Genomic DNA, 18511 nt, shown 5'->3' with positions numbered 1-18511 from the left:
TGTTTTTTATCTTCTTATTTGGTCTTCCAAGTCTTCCATACCATAGGCATCTTCTTCGTAGGTGGCGTCATCTTCGTCAATGCCTGCGTCTTCGTTGGTAATGCCATCTGTTTCCTCGTTGTTGGCCTCTTCTTCCTGTGGGTCTCCGTCACCGAAGCCCTGGTCCAGTATGGTGCCATATGGATTGGACACACCGTCTTTGATGATATCTGTCATCTTGGGCACTCCGTAGAAACCTTCCCAGAGTACGGTTTCTTCGTCTGTCGGCTCGTCCTGATAGATGTTCATGTACGGCAGTACCTCAGACAGAATCGCCTGGGACAGATACTGAGGATACGTACTGGAAGCCTGTTCCTCCACGTTTGGTGTATCTACAACCGTATAGATAATGACTTCTGGCTTATCCAGAGGGGCAAAACCGATAAAGGATACCAGATAGTTTCCCTTTTCCTTTTCATTCAGCTTTTCCGCTGTACCAGTCTTACCGCCCATGGAATATCCCTTGACTTTAGCTGACTTACTGGTACCGCTCTCCACACTCATACCCATGTATTCCCGCACATCTGCAGAAACCTCTTCTGATATGGGCTGTTTTAAAATGGTAGGAGTGATATTTTTCACAACTTTTCCATCTTCATCGGTAATTTCTTTTACCAGATGGGGCTGGTAATAAACACCGCCGTTAATTGCCGCAGACATGGCTGCAATTTCCTGAATCATAGTACAGTTAAATCCCTGGCCGAAAGCTGAGGTAGCCAATTCCATCTCATACATATTATCTTCTGAAAACAGAAGTCCCGTTTCCTCACTTGGCAGGTCAATACCGGTTCTGGTACCAAAATTAAACTTGCTCTGATATTCCAGAAACAGACTGGCCCCCATTTTCCGTCCGATGGCCATCATACCGTCATTGCAGGAGTTCTGAATAACCTCTCCCACACTTTCCGCCCCATGGCTGTCGGGATAGACAGCGCAACGCACATAGTCCTCTCCGATTTCCTCTCCTCCGTCGCAGACAAAACGGCTGTCTTCCGTAATGGCGCCGGATTCCAGGGCGCTGGCCACTACAATAGGTTTAATAACGGAACCCGGTTCATAGTTCTGGCTGACACAATAGTTTTTCCACATGGCAAACAGCGCTTCTTTTGTCTCTTCATCGTCCATATTTGCGATTTCCAAATCTGTATAACTTCCCGTTAAATCCCTGGGATTGTTTAAGTCATACGTTCCCGAACTGGCCATAGCCAGAATCTCCCCGGTATTGGGGTCTTCCACAATGACGGCTATATTTTCCGCGCCCTTTTTCTTAGCATTCTTTTTGTTATTAGGACCGGCAGACAGCGCCCGGTCAAAAGCGGAAATATACTTTTCCACAATCTCCTGAATCGTAGCATCTATGGTAGTGGTCAGATTCTTTCCATTCTCCGCCTCAATAATGGTCTGCTCCAGTGTCTCATTTTCACCCATATACCCAAATTTACGCCCGTTGCTGCCATTTAACGTACTGTTGTAATACCCTTCCAGCCCCCAGGTTGCCGTATCATCTGAGTCGGTAAATCCAATGACATCACAAGCCAGACTCTCCAAAGGATAAATCCGCTTATAGTTTTCTTCAAAGTAAATTCCACGGACGCTCTGGCGACGGGTCACTTCCTCCTCGCCCAGAGCCTTCTTCTCTTCCTCATCCTCCGGAATTTCCAAAGAGGCTTCAAATGCCTTCTTCTCTTCCATGGTAACTTCTTTTTGCAGAATCTGATACTGGCTCGCCTTGGTGTCATCCCCGGTTAAAAGGTCTTCGACTGTATCCTGGTCAATGCCAAAATACTCCTCCAGCGCTGCCTTCGTAGGTTCTTTATACTTTTCCGGGTTCTTGTTAATTTCCACACAGTCCAGAACCAGGTTGTACACCTTCACACTGTTGGCTAAAATGGTACCGTTGCGGTCCGTAATACTGCCCCGCTTAAAGGGAATCGTCGTATTTGTATACTGCTGCTGGGACTGGGACAACACCTGCTGGGTATAGCGGTTTCCCGACTTGGCATTGATAATGGTAATTCCTCCCAATAAACTAACTAAAGCCAGCAGAGAACAGCCAAATACCCCCGCCAGCTTTAGTTTCATCTTTTTTGTAAGTTTTCTTTGTCTTGACTCGTCTTTTCTCAATCTTTCACCTGCTTATTCTTCCGGAATATCCTGATACTGTCTTACATAACTGTTGTTTCCCGGAACATAGTATTTAATCTGGTCTTCTGTTGCATACTCCATCCCCAGTTCATTGATGGCACGGTCTCTGATTTCATCCAAATCCACACTGCTCATCACATCGCTGTAGTAGGCGTCATTATCTGCTTTCAGTTCATTGAGTTCTAATTCTAATTGCGCCTGTGCACTTTTCTGTGCCGTCAGCTCCGCAGTCAATTTGATATAATGCACGCAGGCACCTGTAGCCAAGGCACACACAAAGGTAAGAAAGGCAATATAACCCTTTCCCATATTTGTACTCTTTGCCCGGTTCTTCTGTACCGTCCTGCTCAGTTTCTTCTTTGGCCGACCAGGTACCTCTTCCAAACGGCGCGCAGCGTTTCCATCTTCAAAGTACGCCCCGCGCTTCTGCACTCTTCTGTTGTCATATTTGTTTCGGTTCCTTGTACTTGCCATGAAACTCTCCCCTTGTCAGGTTATTTCCTGTTACTGTTTCACCCTCTCGAAAACCCGCAGTTTGGCGCTTTTAGAACGTTTGTTATACTCCAGTTCTTCTGCACTTGGCAGAATGGGCTTTCTGGTAATCACTCTCCCTTTTGATTCGTTTCCGCATACGCACACCGGAAATCCCGGGGGACAGGTACACGGATTCTCATTTTTCTTAAAAATAGTCTTTACAATCCGGTCTTCCAGGGAATGAAATGTAATAATACAAATCCTTCCTTCATCATTCAAAAGGTCAATCATATCATCCAGTGTATTCTTCAGCACATCCAATTCCTGATTCAACTCAATTCGGATAGCCTGGAAAGTCTTTTTCGCCGGATGCCCTCCAACTGCTCGCATTTTCATGGGAATCGCCCGTTTGATAATCTCCGTGAGCTCTCCCGTGGTTTCTATGTTCTTTTCCTGTCTTGCAAGACAGATATGCTTTGCAATGTTTTTCGCAAATTTATCTTCCCCGTAATCCCGGATAATGCGGTACAGTTCACTTTCACTGTAAGTGTTCACAATATCCTTTGCGGTCCGGGGATTCCTCTGGTCCATACGCATGTCAAGAGGAACATCTTCTCTGTAGGTAAATCCCCGCTCGCTGTTATCCAGCTGGTAAGAAGATACTCCCAAATCTAAAACAATCCCATCAACTGATGTGATTCCTATCTTTTGTAATTCTTTTTTCATGTTGCAATAATTGCTGCGGACGATAGTTACATTCTCCCTGAATTCCTGTAACCGCTCTCCCGCAGCTCTTATTGCAGCTTCATCTTGATCTATACCTATCAAGCTCCCCTTGGCAGATAACTGCTGACATATCGCATAGGAATGTCCGCCGCCTCCCAGTGTTCCATCAACGTAAGTTCCGTCGGGCTTTACCCTTAAGTTCCCGACTGTTTCTTCCAGTAATACGGATTGGTGTTTAAATTCCATTTTTCTCTCCTAGCATACTCAGATAATAATGCCCATACTCTGCATACCCTCTGCAATGGCATCCATGTCCTCGTAATTGCTGTTTTCCAACCATTTTTCCTTACTCCAGACTTCAATCCTTGTAAGATTTCCAGTTAATACCACATCTTTGTTCAAACCGGCAAATTCCCGCAGCGTTGCCGGCACGAGAATTCTCCCCTGCTTGTCCAGTTCACATGCAGTTGCGCTGGCTACAAAGAAACGTAAGAAGGCTCTTGCATTTTTATCATTAAGCGGTAAAGCTTTCAGCTTTTCTTCAAAGGCTTTCCATTCATCATTGGGATAGATTGACAAACAGCCATCCAGACCCTTGGTCAGTACAAATTCTTCTCCCAGCTCTTCCCGGAACTTGGAGGGAATAATCATCCTTCCCTTTGCATCAATTGTATGACTGTACTCTCCCATGAACATATGAACGACACCTTCTTTCGTGAAGAAACGAATCTCCCCTTCGTCTCCTCCATGGTCCATACGGGGTACTTCTGCCACAAGCCACCCATTTGCTACCACTTTTCACCACTTTATACCACTTATGTGTTCATTCTATACCAAGAATGGGAAATGCGCAAGGGAGAACATATGTTTTTGTGCAAAAAAAGAAGAGAAAAAAGCCCGGAAAATCAAGGTTTTCCAGAAACTTCCATCTCTTCTTTCCCCTACTGCTTTACCATGCAACTCTGGGTATTCATTTGCATGTATTCTTCAATCAATCTGTCCAAAGACTGACTGATATCCAATATTTTTCCGAAACCGGCTTTGGTTTCAATGGCCGTATCAAGAGTTTTTCTTACTTCTTCAATTTTCTCTTTCAGTTCACTCTGGGTCATAGGCACCCTCCTTATACGTTGAAGCGGAATAAAATCACATCTCCGTCCTGCACCACGTACTCTTTTCCTTCCATGCGCACAAGACCTTTTTCTCTGGCTCCTGCATAAGAACCGCAGTCCAGAAGGTCCTGATAATTCACAACCTCCGCTTTGATAAATCCACGTTCAAAGTCTGTGTGTATTTTTCCTGCAGCCTGAGGCGCTTTGGTCCCCACCTTAATGGTCCAGGCTCTTGTTTCATCCTCTCCTGCAGTCAGGAAACTTAAAAGTCCCAGCAGACGGTAGCTTGCTACTATCAGTTTCTCCAGACCGGACTGTTTAATTCCCAAATCTTCCAGAAATTCTTTCTTTTCGTCTTCTTCCAGTTCAGAGATTTCCTGTTCGATTTCTGCACACAGGGCAAAAACTTCGCTGCCGGTCTGAGAAGCATATTCTCTTACCTTCTGTACATGAGGATTGGAAGCCCCGTCGTCTGCCAGGTCATCCTCGGAAACATTGGCTGCATAGATAACCGGTTTCCAGGTAAGCAGGTTGTATTCCTTCATGTATAATTCCTGGTCTTCATCTTCCAGTTCCAGAGTTGCCGCAGGCTTTCCGTCTTCTAAATGGGCTTTTACTCCTTTCAGAAATTCCAGTTCTTTTGCCGCGTCTTTATCCATTCTGGCGGACTTGGTGGTCTTTGCAATTCTTCTCTCCAAAATTTCCAAATCAGAGAAAACCAGTTCCAGATTAATGGTTTCAATATCTCTTAACGGGTCGATAGAACCGTCTACATGTACCACGTTTTCATCTTCAAAGCAACGTACTACATGGACAATGGCGTCTACCTCACGAATATTGGCCAGAAACTGGTTTCCCAGACCTTCGCCTTTGGACGCGCCTTTTACCAGACCTGCAATATCTACAAACTCAATGACAGCCGGAGTTACTTTTTTAGACTGGTAAAAATCGCCCAAAAGCTTCAGTCTCTCGTCCGGAACTGCTACGATTCCCACGTTTGGGTCAATGGTACAGAAAGGGTAGTTTGCTGATTCTGCTCCTGCCTTTGTCAGAGAGTTAAACAATGTACTCTTTCCTACGTTGGGAAGTCCCACGATACCTAATTTCATAATAAAATCCTCACTTTACTTTTTGCTTTATCTTCAAATTTTGTCTTTTGACATAATCATTAAGACCTGTCCTTCTGAAAAGGTGACAGACGCTGTTTCTGCCTCTATTTCATTACTGATACCAATGCCGTCTGCATTATCCATGGTATAATCCGTCAGCGGATACTTAAATCCCCGCAAAGTCAGCCCCTTTACACAGTCTCCCATGGAAAAAAAGGAAATATACGTTCCGAACTGCTCCGCTTTTTTCAATTCTGCGGATCGGGAAAGCAGAGTAATTGCATTCTGTTCATCCAGAATCCATGCCTGACAGTTCCGCCTGGAAGCCGTAATCAAAGTTTTCAGGTTTCCCATATAGTGGTCTAACCTTCCTCCCGTAGCGCCCAGAAGAAAAATCCGGTCACTGCCTGCCTTGAAAGCCAGTTCCATGCCGATAGCCGTGTCTGTGGCATCCTTTTCCGGCTGATACCGTTTCACGGAAACATCCGGCTGACTTTCATAATAAGCCAGCACTTCTTTGTCAATGCTGTCGAAGTCTCCCAGAATATAGTCGGGCCGGATATGATTTCTATAGCAGAAATTCAGTCCCCGGTCAATTCCGATAACGCAGTCGGGATGCATGTGTTCTATAACGTTTCGTGCAAACTCCTCCTGCAAACAGCCGCCGCACACTAAAACCGTATCCATTACCCGTTCATCATTCCTTTCAGTTCTTTTACATTGGCTGCAATGTCTCCCTTAAAGACGGCAGAACCTGCCACAATTACATTGGCCCCTGCCTCCAGAACTTCTGAAATAGTGTCTCTGTTTATACCTCCGTCTACCTGAATGTCCAGTTCCAGACCTCTCTTTTCAGCCTCCTGCCGTACCTGACGCACCTTTTCGCTGCAGTAGGGAAGATAAGACTGTCCCCCAAAGCCGGGATTTACTGTCATAATCAGTACCATGTCTGCCAGCTCTATAGCATGCTCCAGCACATTTACAGGCGTTGCCGGATTAATGGCTACTCCTGCCCGACAGCCTTTCTCCTGAATCAGCCGTAAAGTTCTGTCCAGATGGGGGCAGGTCTCTGCGTGTACAGTAATCATATCTGCACCTGCTTTTATAAAGTCATCCACGAGGTGGGTGGGGTCCAAAGCCATGATATGCACATCAAAAAACATATCTACAGCCTTTCTAAGAGATTCTATAACCGGAATCCCCATGGAAATAGACGGTACAAACTGCCCGTCCATGACATCAATGTGAAGCCAGTCTGCGCCTGCTTCCTGTGCCTTTTTTATATCTGCGCCCAGATTGACAAAATCTGCCGCCAGAATGGATGGTGATAATTTATATTCCACGCCTCCTAATACCTCCTTTTTTCTTCCAGTTCTCTATACATTTCCAGGTAGTTCGCATATCGCTGCTTTCCTATTTTCTCCTGCTCCAATGCTTCCTTCACCGCACAGCCCGGCTCATGGGTGTGGGTACAGCCTTGAAAACGGCACTGTCCTTCATAGGGCTGAAATTCCGGGAAATAATACCGCAGTTCTTCCTTTTCCATATCTTCCACATAGAAAGAGGTAAAACCCGGTGTATCCATGAGATACGTATGTTCTCCCAACGCAATCAACTGAGAGTGTCTGGTGGTATGTCGTCCCCGCCCCAGTTTTTTGCTGATTTCCCCCGTTTCCATCTCAATCCCCGGCGCCAGCAGATTCGTCAGCGAAGACTTGCCCACACCGGAGGGACCCGCCACAGCCGTGGTCTTTCCTTTCAGACGTTCTTTTAAGGTTTCAATGCCTTCTTTTTGGCTGGCGCTGGTAAAGAGCACCTCATAACCACAGGCTTCATAACATTCCCGGATTTGCTGTGTTTCTGCTTCTTCTGCCAAATCCTGCTTGTTTATGCAAATCATCACCGGAATATCCTGCCGCTCCATCGTCACCAGAAAGCGGTCCAACAGTGAGAAATTCGGCCCCGGCTCCTTTGCCGCAAAAATCACCAGCGCCTGGTCAATATTTGCCACAGCCGGACGAATCAGTGTATTTTTCCTTGGCAGCACAGCCGTAATACTGCCAGTCCTGTGTTCCCGGTCCAGCACCTCGATTTCCACATAATCTCCTACTAAGGGCTTTAGTTTTTCCTTGCGGAAAATCCCTTTTGCTTTACATTCATACGTTTCTGTATCTTCTGCCGCAATATAATAAAATCCGGCAATTCCTTTTACGATTCTTCCCTGCATGTAACCTACCTTATATTTTTACAACTTTTTATTTATATCACATAATCTGCATACTGTAAATATTATATACTCTTTGAAATTCAAAGGCAAGAAAAAAGAATACCCCTTTTGACGGTCTTCCTGTCAAAAGGAGTATTCTCTGTATTTTCTTTATTCTACTTCTGAAAACTTCAGTTCATAAGACCACAAAGTCTGGTAACTTCCGTCTTCCTGTTGCTCCGCCAGATACAGCGTTCCGCTTTCCACCCCGTCTTTTCCTACAATGCTTCCCACGGAATAATAGCCGCCATTGGAATCAAAATCAATGGGGGATCCTTCCATAATAACGGTACCGCCTTCCTCCTGGTCACCGTCACCATCCTGTACCAGACGAAGCTGTACATTGCCTCCCTGGTAGTTGTCCGGCTTTTTCAGTTTCGGCTCAATAGCTGCCCACTGTCCTGCCTCTACTTTGGTTCCGTCTGTGGTTGTTCCAGTGGAAGAAGAAGCTCCTTCTGTACGAACTTTAATGGTAATGGTAGTTCCCTCTTCTACGCGGTTTCCTGCCTTCGGTGTCTGTGCATACACTTCGCCATAAGCCACATTGGCATCTTCACTGTCGCTTTTTTCCACTTCTACAATCAAGCCCTGGGCTATCAGAGTTGCTTCTGCCTCTGACGCCTCAATTCCCCGTACATTCGGTACTGCTACCATCTTGTCACCTTCACCGGTGCTGACGGTAATTACAACTTCTGTGTCCTTTGCCACAGAAGTTCCTTCTCCCGGATTCAGAGAAATAACTTTTCCCACTTCCACACTGGAACTCTGCTGCTTCTCTACATTGATTTTCAACCCTAAATCCTGCAGAGTAGACTGTACAGAACTCAAAGATTCTCCAACCAGTCCGGATGGAATGGTCACATTAGTGTCTTCTTCCGCCTTTCCGGTGCTGACATAGTAAACCACCTGTGTGTTTTTGTCCACCTGGGTTCCGGCTGCGGGCTCTGTTCTGGTAATCAGCCCTTCTGCTACAGTATCAGAAGCTTCTTCTCCGCCTTTTTTCTTGCCGAGATTCTGGGCATTTAATTCTGTTCCAGCCTCTTCCTCTGTCTTACCTGTCAAATCCGGAACCGTCACTTTGTTTACCGTTTCGTCTGTGGCATCCTGTGCCTGTTCCTTCTGTGTATCTGCGTCATTGTCCTTCTTACTGCCCAGACTTACCAGTCCTGCTGCAGAAGCTACCATGTAAATCAGAATACAGATGATAATACCGCCGATAATCAGTCCACCGATGGTCATGGCTTTTTCCAGCTTGGTATTCACACCGCCACGTTCGTCATCATCCTCTTCATCTTCTTCGTCATCCTCGTCTTCTTCATCTCTGCGGCGACGCTTCTTCTTTGAGGGCTTTTCGTAGATTTCCTCATCGTCATCATCCTCATCATCGTCGTCTTCTTCATAGAAAGAAGAGGTGTTATATCCGCCGTTTTGAATCTGCTTCATTTCCTCCGGTGTAATCATAATGGTCTGTGCATGATTGCTCAGAGGCGACAGATTGACAAAGCTTCCGTTGGGGTCAATGAGAGAATGTTTCAAATCATTAATCAGTTCAGCCAGGGTGCTGTATCGCCTGTCCGGACTCTTCTGGGTACATTTCAGGATAATCTCTTCCAGACTGTGGGGAAGTTCCGGCACATACTGGGAAGGAGGTACCATTTCGTCCTGCAGATGCTTAATGGCAATGGCCACTGTGGTATCCCCGTCAAAGGGCACTCTTCCGGTTACCATTTCATACATGGTAATACCCAGAGAATAAATATCACTCTTAAAGTCGCTGTATCCGCCCCGTACCTGCTCCGGTGAACTGTAGTGTACAGAACCCATGGCATTGGTGCTGATTGTATTGGAAGAAGCAACTCTGGCAATACCGAAATCCGTTACCTTTACTTTTCCGTCTGTTGAAATAATAATGTTCTGAGGCTTAATGTCCCGGTGTACGATGTTCCGGTTGTGCGCAGCCTCCAGACCCATGGATACCTGAATGGCAATACTGGTCGCTTCTTTAACCGTCAGTCTTCCCTTTTTGGAAATATACTCTTTTAAGGTAATTCCCTCAATCAGTTCCATTACAATGTAATTAATGCCCTGGTCCTCCCCTACATCAAACACATTCACTACATTGGGGTGTGCCAAACCTGCTGCTGCCTGGGCCTCTCTTTGAAATTTCCGGATAAAATTCGTATCTGCGCTGAACTCCGGTTTCAGCACCTTCATAGCGACAAAGCGGTTGAGCTTATGGTCTTTTGCCTTATATACATCGGCCATACCGCCGGAGCCTACACAGCCGACAATCTCATACCGCTCGCCTACAATTACTCCCATATTTAACATACTTCCACCTCTTTTGTGTCTGGCTGTACCAGTACCACTGCTATATTATCTTTACCGCCGTTTTCATTTGCAAGGGAAACCAGGCGCATGCCCGTCTCTCTCAAATCCCTGCTTGTATTTGCAATTCTCCAGATATCATCATCGGAAACCATATTGGACAATCCATCCGAGCAAAGCAGCAAAGTGCTGTTTTCCTTTAAGTGAATATCAAAGAAATCCACTTCCACTTCCGGACCGATTCCCAGCACACGGGTAATAATGTTCTTATCCGGGTGCGTCTTGGCCTCCTCCTTTGTAATTAATCCCCTTCTCACCATCTCCTCTACCAGAGAATGGTCTTTTGTAATCTGAAGAATCTTGTCTTCGATTAAATATAGTCTGCTGTCTCCCACATTTGCTACATACGCATAATCGTCAACGATAGTTACAAGAACCATGGTGGTTCCCATGCCCTCCATCTCCGCATGCTGTTTCGCCGCTTCGAGAACTTTTCGATTTGCTTCTTCCACGGCATTGCGGATAATTTTAATCGGATTTTGATTTTCGTCCTCCAAAATGGTATGCAGTAAAATCTGCACCGCAAAGCTGGAAGCAAAATCTCCCGCCTTATGGCCTCCCATACCATCTGCAACCACGAAGAGATTCGGCAGATTTCCAACCGGTTCCTCAGAAGCAAAAACATAGTCCTGATTCACCTGACGTTTCTGTCCCACATCCGTTACAGAATATGATTTCATCCTACGAGTCCTCTTTCTTATCGATATAACTTTTCCTTAGTTGTCCACAGGCACCATCAATATCTCTGCCCATTTCCCTTCTAATAGTAACATTTATTTGGTATTTTTCAAGTTTATTTTGAAAATTCTCTATAACTTTTTTCTCTGACTGCACGAAATCCCGCTCTTTAATGGGGTTTACGGGAATGAGATTCACATGGCAGTTCAGCCCCCGAATCAGCTCTGCCAGCTCCCTTGCATCCTCCTGGGAATCATTCTTTCCGCCTACCAGACTGTACTCAAAAGTCAGTCTTCTGCCTGTTTTCTCAAAATAATTCCGACAGGCCTCCAGCACTTCTCCAATAGAATACCGATTGGCAATGGGCATCAGTTCCGCCCTTTTCTCCTGATTGGACGCATGAAGAGAAATGGCCAGGGTAATCTGCAGATTTTCCTCTGCCAGATCATACATCCGGGGCACAATGCCGCAGGTGGACACCGTGATATTTCTCTGGCTGATATGCAGCCCGTTTTCGTCCGAAAGCATACGGATAAATCTCAAAAGATTCTCGTAATTATCCAAAGGCTCTCCGGTTCCCATGACCACTACGTTTGACACCCGTTCCCCGGAAATCTGCTGTATCCGGTAAATCTGGTCCAACATTTCCGAAGGCAGCAGATTTCTGGTCCAGCCTCCAATGGCAGAAGCGCAGAACCGGCAGCCCATTTTACAGCCCACCTGAGAGGAAATGCACACGCTGTTGCCGTGCTTGTATTTCATCAGCACACTTTCCACAACATTCCCGTCAGAGAGGGCAAAAAGATATTTCTGGGTACCGTCTATTTTGGATGTCTGCACCTCCAAAGTCTCCAGCGCAGTCAGTACGCACTGCTGTTTCAGCTTTTCCCGAAAAGCCTTGGACAGATTGGTCATCTCCTCAAAGTCCACGGCCAGTTTCTGGTGTATCCACTCATAGAGCTGTTTCGCCCTAAAAGGCTTTTCTCCCAGTGCTGCCACGGTTTCTTTTAATTCCTTCAGACTTTGTGATTTAATTTCTATCTGTTCCATTCTGTTTTCCTCTTCAATCTGGCTATAAAGAATCCGTCGCAGTGATGAATCCCCGGAAGCAGCTGCAGATAGCCTTCTTTTGTAGTTTCTCCCCTAAGTTCCTCACACAGATACGGGTCCAGACTTTCCAGTTCATAGGGATAATGCTCTGTAAACCACTGCACGTTTTCTATATTTTCTTCTGGGGTAACGGTACAGGTACTGTAAATCAGGGTACCACCCGGCTTCACATAAGTAGATGCCTGTTCCAGAATTTTCCGCTGCAGGGCAGCCAGTTCCTGAATACCTGCCTGGCTGATGTTGTATTTAATGTCCGTCTTTCTTCCGATAACCCCAAGACCGGAGCATGGAACGTCTGCAAGAAGAATGTCCGCCTTTTCCAGAGCTTCCGAATCCAGTTCTGTGGCGTCTTTTTCAGTCACTACCACATTGAGGAAATTCTGACGGATAGCGTTTTCCCGAATCAAGTCCGTCTTGGTTCTGCTGATATCCCTGGCGTCCACCCGCCCGGTTCCTTTCAACTTATCCGCGATGCACAGACTCTTTCCTCCCGGCGCCGCGCACAAATCAATCACATAATCCCCCTCCCTGGGGTCTGCAATCTCTGCAACCAGCATGGAACTGACATCCTGTACCTGGATATTTCCCATACGGAACGCCTCTAAGGCAGGAAGATAATCATAATTTTTCAGATAATAGGCATTTTCTACATAAGGCGCCTTTTCTACAAGAACTTTCTGTTTTTCCAGGCTCTCCAGCACCGCCTGCTTATCTACCAGATGTTCTCTTATACGGATAGTGGTAGGACTCTCCTCTAAAAAAGCCTCAAAAATTTTTTCAGACTTTTCAAATCTGTAATCCTTCAGAAAGCGTTCTACCAGCCATATCGGCATAGAATACATCACAGAGAGGTATTCCACGGGCTGACTCTTCTGCGGGAACCGAATACTGCCGTATTCTCTGGCTACCTTTCTTAACACACCGTTTACAAAACCGGTAAGGTTGTAAAAACCTTTTTTTCTGGCCAGCTTCACAGCTTCATTGCACACTGCGCTGTCCGGTACACTGTCCATATACAGCATCTGATACACACCGCTTCGCAAAAGTTCCCGGATAACCGGCTTCATCTTCTCTGTGGGAACAGTAGAATACCGGTTCAGAATATAGTCCAGACGCAGACGGTATTCCAGAGTGCCTTCACAGACTCTGGTAATGAAAGCCCTCTCCTGCTTTTCCAGATACTGATATTTTTCCAGCGTTCCCCGTATTATCAGATGACTGTGCCGTTCCCCTTTGCTGATTTCCAGAAGAATTTCCAGAATCAATTCTCTTAAGTTTACTTTGTTCATCATAATTTATCCTAAAACCTCATGTTCCGAAACCGAAAAGCCCCGCAGGAAAGAAGAAGTGTCCATGCGCTTCCTGCCCTCCAGCTGCAGCTCCTTTACTGCCAGGCTGCCTTTGCCGGTCTGAATAAGCAGGGCGTCTTCTTCGATTCCCACAACCTGTCCCGGCTGAGTTCCAAAGCTTTCCTCTCTGACCTCTGACTTCCAGATTTTCAGTGTTTTTCCCTGCAGCTTTGTATATGCGCTGGGCCAGGGATTCAATCCCCGGATAAGCTGCTCAATTTCCTTTGCAGGCTTTGTCCAGTCAATGTTTCCCATTTTCTTGTCAATCATGGCAGCATATGGCGTAGTGCTCTCTTTCGGCTGCTTTTCTCTTACGGCGGTGCCGTTTTCTAACTGTTCCAATACTTCTGTACAGAGTTTGGCTCCTGCCTGGCTTAATTTATCAAACAGGCTGCCTCCGGTTTCATCCGCTGCAATGGGAACTACAACTTTGTCTATCATGTCTCCCGTATCCAGCCCCTCGTCCATCTGCATAATGGTAACGCCGGATTCTTTATCTCCGTTAATCACGGACCACTGAATGGGCGCTGCCCCTCGGTAGGCAGGAAGAAGAGAAGCGTGTACATTGATACAGCCGTATTTTGGCATTTCCAGGATTTCCTTTGTAATAATCTGTCCAAAGGCCGCCACTACAATTACATCCGGAGCGATTTTCCTTAACGTTTCCACAAATTCCGCTTCCCGCACTTTTTTCGGCTGGTAAACAGGAATTTCGTGTTTTAACGCCACTTCCTTCACCGGTGTGGGCATCAGGGTTTTCCCTCTGCCCTTTGGCTTATCCGGCTGTGTCACTACCCCGGCTACTTCGTGTCCGGCTTTGATGATTTCCTCCAGAGTTCCCACTGCGAAATCCGGAGTTCCCATAAAAACTACTCTCATTCGTCGTCCTCCTCATAACTCGTGCGGTGAAGTTCACCCTCTACCAGTTCTGTATACAGTCTGCCATGGAGATGGTCTGTCTCATGACAGATAGCTCTGGCCAGCAGTTCCTCTCCCTCTAAGATATATTCCTCCATGTTTTCGTCCAAGGCTCTTACTTTTACATGGTTTGGACGTGTGACCGTTCCGGACATACCCGGAACGCTTAAGCAGCCCTCATCTCCTGTCTGGGAACCGGAAGTCTCTATAATTTCCGGGTTAATCAGCACCAATGGGTCTTCCCCTGTGGTGTCAATGACTACAATCTGCTTTAAAACTCCTACCTGAGGGGCTGCCAGTCCTACGCCGTAAGCCTCGTACATGGTGTCAAACATATCCTCAATGAGTTCCTGGATTTTCGGTGTCATTTTCTCTACTTTTCTACATTCCTTTGTTAAAATGCTGTCGCCTTCTGTTCTGATTTTTCTGATTGCCATTTCTATTCTCCTTTGGATTTTCTAAACGTTAAAATCAAATTGTATATAAATATTCTGAAAGCCTTTATTGACCGCAATATATTTTTCCAGAGCGTCTTTTAGTTTTACCAGAATTTCCCGGTCCTTGTGGCGCATATAAAGCACCATTTTGTAATAATCCTGCACCTTCGATACCGTTTCCGGCGCCGGTCCGATGAGAACCAAATCTTCTTTTGGATAGATACGCTTTACGTATTTCCGGCAGTAAGACATGGCCTCTTTTAAAAGGGCTTCGTCTGTACAGGCTCCTCTGACGGCCGCCATAGCCGCTGCAGGCGGATAATCCATAAGCATCCGGTAACGGATTTCCTGCTGGTAAAAGTCCTCATAATTCTGAGTCTGTGCTGCCAGAATACTGTAGTGTTCCGGATGGTACGTCTGAATCACCGCTTCTCCGGCCCGCTGTCCTCTGCCAGCCCTTCCCACAGCCTGCAAAAGCAGCTGGAATGTCTTTTCTGCTGCCCGGTAGTCCTCGCTGCACAGGGATAAATCTGCTGCAAGAGCCCCCACCAGAGTCACATTGGGGAAATCATGACCTTTTACAATCATCTGCGTGCCAATTAAGATATCCGCTTCCCCTCTGGCAAACGCAGCCAGAATCTTTTCATGGTCATCTTTCTTCTTTGTGGTGTCCGCATCCATGCGCAGCACCCCGGCTCCCGGAAAACTTTTCTGCAAAAGAACTTCTATCTGCTGGGTTCCTGCCTTAAAGCCGCCGATATAGGGCGAACCGCACACCGGACACTTGCTCACATCCCAGGTTTCGTAACCGCAGTAATGGCAGATAAGCCTTCCATTTCTGTGGGAGGTCAAAGAGACATCACAGTGAGGACATTTCATCACATGTCCGCAAGAACGGCAGCTGACAAATCCCGTATATCCTCTCCGGTTGAGAAACAGCATGACCTGTTCCTTCCTCTGCAGTCTGTCCCGGATTTTTTCTGTCAGAACACTGCTGAACATGGAACGGTTTCCCGTCTTTAATTCTTCCTTTAAATCCACCACAAAAACCTGGGGAAGCCGGCTGCCGCCGTAACGCTCTTCCAGATACAAGAGTTTATATTCTCCTGTCTTTCCCTTATAATAGCTTTCCACACTGGGAGAAGCCGACCCCAGCACCACATGGGCGCCTTCCATTTCCCCCCGGCGGATTGCCGTTTCCCTGGCATGGTAACAAGGTGTCTTCTCACTTTTATAGGAATCTTCGTGTTCTTCATCGATAAGAATCAGGCCCAGATTGGGAAAGGGCGTAAACAGGGCGGAACGGGGACCGATGACAATGGAAACCTCCCCTTTTTTCGCCCTTTCAAACTGGTCAAAACGCTCCCCTTTGGAAAGCCGGGAATTTATCAGAGACACACAGTCGCCAAAGCGCCGATAAAACCGGGACACATTCTGATAGGTCAGGGCAATTTCCGGAATCAGCACAATGACCTGCTGTCCTTGTTCCAACACATGGGTAATGAGTTCCATGTAAACTTCCGTTTTTCCGCTTCCCGTCACCCCTTTTATGAGACAGGGACGGGGATGTTCCGTTTCCCATTCTGCAAAAATTTCCCTGCACACCTCTTTCTGCGCCGGGCTCAGAGGAGAGATTTCCAGATTTTTTCTGTCTTCCCCTTTGGAAACCGGATTTCTATAATCCCGCTCCCGCTCTATCTTAAGAAGGCCTTTTTCCTCCAGTCCCCGTATAACTGAAGCCGTAATTTTCAATTCTGCCGCAGCATAGGTGTATTCCAGTGTTTTCTTTTCCATTAATGCCTGCAAAAGCCGTTCTTTTGCTTTGTAATGTTTTCTCCTGTACTCTTCCAGAAAAGGTATACAAGCCTCTTCCGGCGCTGCCAGACAAAGGTATCTCTTCTCCTTTGCCGTTTCTTTTTCCTTGACGGGAAGAACGGTTTTTAATGCCTGATTCATGGTAGAGCCGTACTGCCGGGCAATCCATCCTGCCAGGGAAATGAGGCGGGATTCAATTTCCATGCCCCGGTCTTCCACAGCCAGAATTGCTTTGATTCTGTCCGGCTCGATTTTGGGTTCTTCGGAAAGTCCGATGACATAACCTGTCAGCTCTCTTCCCCCGTTTCCAAAGGGAATCCGCACCCGCTTTCCGATTTCCACCTGTCCCTGCAGTTCTTCCGGTATTTCATACTGGAAACTTTTGTCCAGCTTCTCCTGGGAAATGTCTACGATAATATCTGCATAAATCCTGCTCATTTATTTTTTCTGTCTTCTTCCAGAATTTCCTGTATCAGCACACGCTCATCCATAGGATATTTCTTGCCTTTTATTTCCTGGTAATCCTCATGGCCTTTTCCGGCCAGCACCACAATATCCCCCGGCTGTCCGTGGTGAATGGCATAGGCAATGGCTTCCTTCCGGTCAATGATTTCCACATACTCTCCTGTGGTTTTGCCAATGCCCACCTTAATATCGTTGATGATTTCCTGAGGGTCTTCGTCTCTTGGATTGTCAGAGGTAATAATGGTAAGGTCTGCCAGTTTCCCGGACACCTCTCCCATTTCATATCTGCGCAGCTTCGAACGGTTGCCTCCGCAGCCAAAAAGACATACCAGACGGTTTGGCCGGTATTCTTTCAGTGTCACCAGAAGACTTTCCAGACTCATGGCATTGTGTGCATAATCAATCATCAGAGTAAACGCATCGGAAACCTTCACCATTTCAATTCTGCCTTTTACCTTTGCGTTTTTCAGGGCTTTCTGAATGTTTTCTTTGGAAACACCGAAATGACGGCAGACAGCAATGGCGGTCAGCGAATTGTACACACTGAATTTACCCGGCAGGTCGATTTCCACCGGAAAATCCAGAAGTCCCTTTAAGTCATAAGCAATGCCAAGAGTTCCCTTGCCCGTTACCAGTCTGGTGTTCTCCGCTCTCAAATCCGCCTTTTCGGAAAAACCAAAGGTTTCCACCTGACAGGTATGACCTTCTAAAATCTGGGCTAAATGCGGGTCATCTCCATTAAAAATGCCTACCTTGCACTGTTGGAACAGAAGAGATTTGCAGTGCATATAATCTTCAAAATCCTTGTGCTCATTGGGCCCGATATGGTCTGGCTCAATGTTCGTGAAAATACCGATATCAAAGGTAAATCCTGCGGTGCGGTGCAGCATCAGTCCCTGGGAGGAAACCTCCATGACCACACTGTCACAGCCCGCCTCTGCCATTTTTGCAAAGTATTCCTGCACCAGATAGGATTCGGGTGTAGTATTGGCAGAAGGAATGCGGGTGTCTCCAATAACGGTTTCTATGGTTCCGATAAGCCCGGTCTTATGTCCCGCATTTTCCAGAATGGATTTTACGAGATATGTTGTGGTGGTCTTTCCCTTCGTACCTGTAATTCCTATGGTTTTCAGCTTTGCGGCCGGGTAATCAAACCAGGCTGCCGCAATACAGGCCATGGCATAACGGCTGTCTTTTACCCGGATAACCGTCACATCCTTTGGCACATCTACTTCGTCCTGCACCACCAGTACCGCAGCGCCTTTTTCCGCAACGGAAGCTGCATAGCTGTGTCCGTCTGACACTGCCCCCTTAATACAGAGAAACAGCGACCCCGGCTCTGCCTTTCTGGAATCATATACCACGCTGGTGATTTCTTTATCTGTTGTACCCTGGAGACATTGGTACTCCACATGTTCCAGTAAGTCTGTTAATTTCTTCATGTTTACATTCCCCTTTCGATTCTGTCGGGTAATTTTTT

At 46.5% G+C, this 18511-nt stretch carries 17 protein-coding genes; all 17 read right to left on the bottom strand.

Annotated features, from left to right (window positions below):
• Nucleotides 1–6: 6 nt before the first annotated feature.
• Nucleotides 7–2163 carry a peptidoglycan D,D-transpeptidase FtsI family protein gene (locus WKT17_RS01280; RefSeq protein WP_226853423.1) on the bottom strand — a complete coding sequence of 719 codons (2157 nt, stop codon included), beginning with the start codon at nucleotides 2161–2163 and terminating at the stop codon, nucleotides 7–9.
• Between the two features lie 12 nt (nucleotides 2164–2175).
• Entirely contained in the window at nucleotides 2176–2658 is a 483-nt protein-coding gene (locus WKT17_RS01275) for a hypothetical protein (RefSeq protein WP_291681648.1), read from the bottom strand.
• 30 nt (nucleotides 2659–2688) lie between these two features.
• Complete coding sequence (gene rsmH, locus WKT17_RS01270) at nucleotides 2689–3630, bottom strand: 16S rRNA (cytosine(1402)-N(4))-methyltransferase RsmH (protein ID WP_291681646.1); 942 nt, start codon at nucleotides 3628–3630, stop codon at nucleotides 2689–2691.
• Nucleotides 3631–3648: 18 nt separating this feature from the next.
• Complete coding sequence (gene mraZ / locus WKT17_RS01265) at nucleotides 3649–4080, bottom strand: division/cell wall cluster transcriptional repressor MraZ (RefSeq protein WP_173747499.1); 432 nt, start codon at nucleotides 4078–4080, stop codon at nucleotides 3649–3651.
• Between the two features lie 245 nt (nucleotides 4081–4325).
• Entirely contained in the window at nucleotides 4326–4496 is a 171-nt protein-coding gene (locus tag WKT17_RS01260; RefSeq protein ID WP_173747247.1) for an aspartyl-phosphate phosphatase Spo0E family protein, read from the bottom strand.
• Nucleotides 4497–4507: 11 nt separating this feature from the next.
• The gene (gene ychF / locus WKT17_RS01255) at nucleotides 4508–5605 is read right to left on the bottom strand and encodes a redox-regulated ATPase YchF (protein ID WP_173747246.1); all 1098 of its coding nucleotides are present in this window, start codon (nucleotides 5603–5605) and stop codon (nucleotides 4508–4510) included.
• Nucleotides 5606–5638: 33 nt separating this feature from the next.
• Entirely contained in the window at nucleotides 5639–6292 is a 654-nt protein-coding gene (locus WKT17_RS01250; RefSeq protein WP_173747245.1) for a thiamine diphosphokinase, read from the bottom strand.
• Complete coding sequence (gene rpe, locus WKT17_RS01245; protein ID WP_173747244.1) at nucleotides 6292–6948, bottom strand: ribulose-phosphate 3-epimerase; 657 nt, start codon at nucleotides 6946–6948, stop codon at nucleotides 6292–6294. The genes WKT17_RS01250 and rpe overlap by 1 nt, the downstream gene beginning before the upstream one ends.
• 5 nt (nucleotides 6949–6953) lie before the next feature.
• Complete coding sequence (gene rsgA / locus WKT17_RS01240) at nucleotides 6954–7832, bottom strand: ribosome small subunit-dependent GTPase A (protein ID WP_340271794.1); 879 nt, start codon at nucleotides 7830–7832, stop codon at nucleotides 6954–6956.
• Between the two features lie 150 nt (nucleotides 7833–7982).
• Nucleotides 7983–10202 (bottom strand): Stk1 family PASTA domain-containing Ser/Thr kinase, encoded by a 2220-nt coding sequence (pknB, locus tag WKT17_RS01235; protein ID WP_173747242.1) that lies wholly within the window; start codon nucleotides 10200–10202, stop codon nucleotides 7983–7985.
• Complete coding sequence (locus WKT17_RS01230) at nucleotides 10196–10939, bottom strand: Stp1/IreP family PP2C-type Ser/Thr phosphatase (protein WP_291682096.1); 744 nt, start codon at nucleotides 10937–10939, stop codon at nucleotides 10196–10198. The genes pknB and WKT17_RS01230 overlap by 7 nt, the downstream gene beginning before the upstream one ends.
• Nucleotide 10940: 1 nt before the next feature.
• Nucleotides 10941–11987, bottom strand: a complete 1047-nt coding sequence (gene rlmN / locus WKT17_RS01225) for a 23S rRNA (adenine(2503)-C(2))-methyltransferase RlmN (RefSeq protein ID WP_291682095.1) — start codon at nucleotides 11985–11987, stop codon at nucleotides 10941–10943.
• Entirely contained in the window at nucleotides 11975–13339 is a 1365-nt protein-coding gene (rsmB, locus tag WKT17_RS01220) for a 16S rRNA (cytosine(967)-C(5))-methyltransferase RsmB (RefSeq protein ID WP_291682094.1), read from the bottom strand. Before rsmB ends, rlmN begins: the two co-directional genes overlap by 13 nt.
• Nucleotides 13340–13342: 3 nt before the next feature.
• Nucleotides 13343–14275, bottom strand: a complete 933-nt coding sequence (fmt, locus tag WKT17_RS01215) for a methionyl-tRNA formyltransferase (RefSeq protein ID WP_291682093.1) — start codon at nucleotides 14273–14275, stop codon at nucleotides 13343–13345.
• Nucleotides 14272–14751: a peptide deformylase gene (def, locus tag WKT17_RS01210; protein WP_291682092.1), complete on the bottom strand. Its 480-nt coding sequence runs from the start codon at nucleotides 14749–14751 to the stop codon at nucleotides 14272–14274. Before def ends, fmt begins: the two co-directional genes overlap by 4 nt.
• 21 nt (nucleotides 14752–14772) lie before the next feature.
• The gene (gene priA / locus WKT17_RS01205; RefSeq protein ID WP_291682091.1) at nucleotides 14773–17004 is read right to left on the bottom strand and encodes a replication restart helicase PriA; all 2232 of its coding nucleotides are present in this window, start codon (nucleotides 17002–17004) and stop codon (nucleotides 14773–14775) included.
• A complete protein-coding gene (locus WKT17_RS01200; protein ID WP_173747235.1) occupies nucleotides 17001–18473 on the bottom strand; it encodes a UDP-N-acetylmuramoyl-L-alanyl-D-glutamate--2,6-diaminopimelate ligase in 1473 nt (490 codons plus the stop codon). The genes priA and WKT17_RS01200 overlap by 4 nt, the downstream gene beginning before the upstream one ends.
• Nucleotides 18474–18511 lie beyond the last annotated feature (38 nt).

It is taken from the genome of Blautia sp. HCN-20427, from assembly GCF_037890365.1.
Taxonomy (GTDB): Bacteria; Bacillota; Clostridia; order Lachnospirales; family Lachnospiraceae; genus Blautia.
Note: the sequence above shows the minus strand (reverse complement) of the source record. Positions and strands in the feature narration are given on the sequence as shown.